This window comes from Ruegeria sp. AA6, from assembly GCF_056542865.1.
Window position 1 is genome coordinate 1 of the sequence record NZ_JBQGAN010000062.1, and the last position, 2,923, is coordinate 2,923.

Below are 2,923 nucleotides of genomic sequence, written 5' to 3' on the forward strand. Positions count from 1 at the left end.
GTCTGCGCTGTTCATCTTCGGCTTGACCGCTACGCAGAGCGCCTCACGGGTATACTCATCCAGCACCGTCAGCATCTTGTAGCTGGACCTGTCACGGTTTGATGCCGCTCCTTTGATAGCATCTACTGCAGCAAAGGAGACTGACTATGGGACTGAAACGGACGGCCGAATTCCGGCAAGATGCGGTGCGTATCGCATTGACCAGTGGGCTAACACGCAAGCAGGTGGCTGATGATCTAGGTGTCGGGATGTCCACGCTGAACAAATGGATCACAGCGCACCGAGATACAGACGTGGTTTCCAAAGAGGATTTGAGCCTCGCTCAAGAGAATGAGCGACTTCGACGGGAGATCCGGCTCCTCAAGGAGGAGAGGGAAATCCTAAAAAAGGCCACCCAGTTCTTCGCGGGCCTAAAGCAATGAGATTTAGGTTTATCGAAGAACACAGAGCCAGCTTTCCAGCCAACCGGTTATGCGATGTCGTCGGTGTCAGCGCACGCGGTCTGCGTGCCTTCCGCAGCCGCCCTGCCAGTCGCAGACAGCGGTCTGATCTGGTCACGCTGGCGCATATCAAAGAACAGTCACGCCTCAGTTTGGGCAGCTATGGCAGGCCGCGCATGACTGAAGAGTTGAAGGAAATTGGTTTGGCTGTGGGGCATCGTCGCGTTGGTCGCCTGATGCGCCAGAACGGCATATCCGTGTTGAGAACACGCAAGCACAAGGTCACGACAGACAGCGATCACAAGTTCAATATCGCGCCCAACCTACTGGATCGGGACTTCACAGCGGATCAGCCGAACAAGACATGGGCTGGTGACATCAGCTATGTCTGGACCCGTGAAGGCTGGCTTTATCTCGCCGTCATTCTGGACTTGCATTCCCGCCGTGTGATTGGCTGGGCTGTTAGCAATCGGATGAAGCGAGACCTGGCCATCAGGGCGCTGAGAATGGCTATCGCCTTCAGATCACCACCGAAGGACTGCATCCACCACACGGATCGTGGCAGCCAATACTGTTCCCACGATTATCAGAAGATCCTGCGCCAACATGACTTCAAAGTGTCGATGAGCGGCAAAGGCAATTGCTATGATAACGCCGCCGTCGAGACCTTCTTCAAAACGATCAAAGCTGAGCTGATCTGGCGGCGGTCATGGCAAACCCGACGGCAGGCTGAAGCGGCCATCTTCGAATACATCAACGGCTTCTACAATCCGCGCCGCCGACACTCAGCACTGGGCTGGAAAAGTCCCGTCGCCTTCGAACGGAAAGTGGTTTAAACGAGCACTTGGAGCGGCACAAAAACGCGACAGGTCCACAATGTCTCGAGCCACCTGGCGGGCGTCTTCTGTTTCTTCGCGGCTGATCTTGCGGGCATCCGCGTTGGGGCAGCACTTGGTTTTCGATGGGCAGACCTGACAGACCTCTTTCAGAGCGCGATAGCGAGCGGTGCCCTTGCCCGTCGGACCGCGGTTGGGGTCTGAGTAGTTGCGGCGGAACTGCTTGAGGGCGTGACCTTCGGGACAGATGTATTGGTCATTCTCAGCATCCCATTCGAAGTCGGCGCGGGTCCAGGTGCCGTCATTGCGACCGGACTTGTCGAACACCGGGATATGCGGCGCAATCTTGCGATCAACCAGCCAGCCCAGAAGTGGGCCGGTGCCATAGGCGGTGTCCGCGATTAGTCTCTCCGGATGCAGATCGAACCGTTCCTTTACTCGGTTCAACATGGTCTTGGTCGATCCGACCTCAGCCTGACGGATTGATCTGGTGGCTTCGACGTCGATGATAACTCCGTGATCTGTATCGATCAGGTAGTTGTCGGAATAGCTAAAGAATGCAGGGCCTTTGCGGGCTGCGGTCCATTGGCTCGCCGGATCGGAATGCGATGTGAACTTGGGCTGAACCTCGCTGGCAGCGCCGAACGCAGCCTCGTCCAGCGTGTCGAGATACTCGCGGACGGCGCGGGGCGCGTCGGTCGGATCAACGGTTGAGGCGTCCCACTCTTCCTTCGGCGTTGAGTTCTGCTTGTTGGCATCGGCTTCGATCAAGCTTGCATCGATGGCCATACGCTGACCGCTGACGAGGCCTTCCTCAATGCTGTGTGCCACGGTCATCTCGAACAGGTAGCGCAGCAGTTCGCTTTCGCGGAACCGCCCATGCCGGTTCTTCGAGAATGTGGAATGATCCGGCACACGGTCGTTCAGATCGAGCCGACAGAACCACCGATAGGCTAGGTTCAGATGAACCTCTTCACAAAGCCGCCGCTCGGACCGGATCCCGAAGCAGTAGCCCACGAGTAGCATTCGGATAAGCAACTCGGGGTCAACCGAGGGGCGTCCAGTATGGCTGTAGAACTCCGCCAGATGCGACCGGATGCTGCCAAGATCGACGAACCGATCAATCGAGCGCAGCAGGTGATCTTGCGGGACATGATCTTCCAGCGAGAACTCGTAGAACAACGCCGCCTGCGCTTCCTGCCTCGGTCCCATCATCGCCAATTCCTCCCTACAGGACGAATTGAATCAGCGACTTACCACTCAATCAACCAAGAGTTTTTCAACGAAATACGCCCCTTATGGCTTAGCAATCCGATCGATCATGCTAGGCAGATGATCAGGTGCTAGTTTTGAAGAAACGGCATCTAGTTGTATAAGTGACATCGAAAGGTAAGTGTGAAACTTCTCCGTAGCTAGGTTTCCCGCATCGCCGAACAGGTCTAGAGGTTCGCCGGATGCCATTTCAGATAGCACTGATTGAAGGTCGGGTGTTTCATCGCCGGCCTCCACCAACAAAAACCCGTCATGCTGCTCAACCGAGAAGCCTACGCTCCTGAGTGCGAGCATGAGAGTTGACGTCTTCACTGTCCCAACCCGCGTTGCGATGATCGATGTATGCTCTCCGAGAACGTGGATATTCTCGGTCCG

1 protein-coding gene and 2 pseudogenes are annotated in these 2,923 nt (G+C 56.2%); 1 reads left to right on the plus strand and 2 read right to left on the minus strand.

Translation table 11 applies throughout. The annotated features are described in order from the left end of the window. Positions 1–146: 146 nt before the first annotated feature. Positions 147–1,276, plus strand: a protein-coding gene (locus ACR0LN_RS23800) for an IS3 family transposase (protein WP_480424262.1) whose coding sequence is annotated in 2 segments (ribosomal slippage) — positions 147–390 and positions 390–1,276 — 1,131 coding nt in all. Because the reading frame shifts where the segments join, the coding sequence is not laid out codon by codon here. Positions 1,277–1,297: 21 nt separating this feature from the next. On the opposite strand, the pseudogene ACR0LN_RS23805 reads toward ACR0LN_RS23800, so the two are convergent. Together ACR0LN_RS23805 and ACR0LN_RS23810 are read right to left on the minus strand one after the other, a co-directional pair. After that, a pseudogene (locus ACR0LN_RS23805) lies at positions 1,298–2,491 on the minus strand (IS1182 family transposase); the annotation flags it as partial. An 81-nt stretch (positions 2,492–2,572) separates the two neighbouring features. Further along, positions 2,573–2,923: pseudogene (locus ACR0LN_RS23810) on the minus strand (DEAD/DEAH box helicase); the annotation flags it as partial.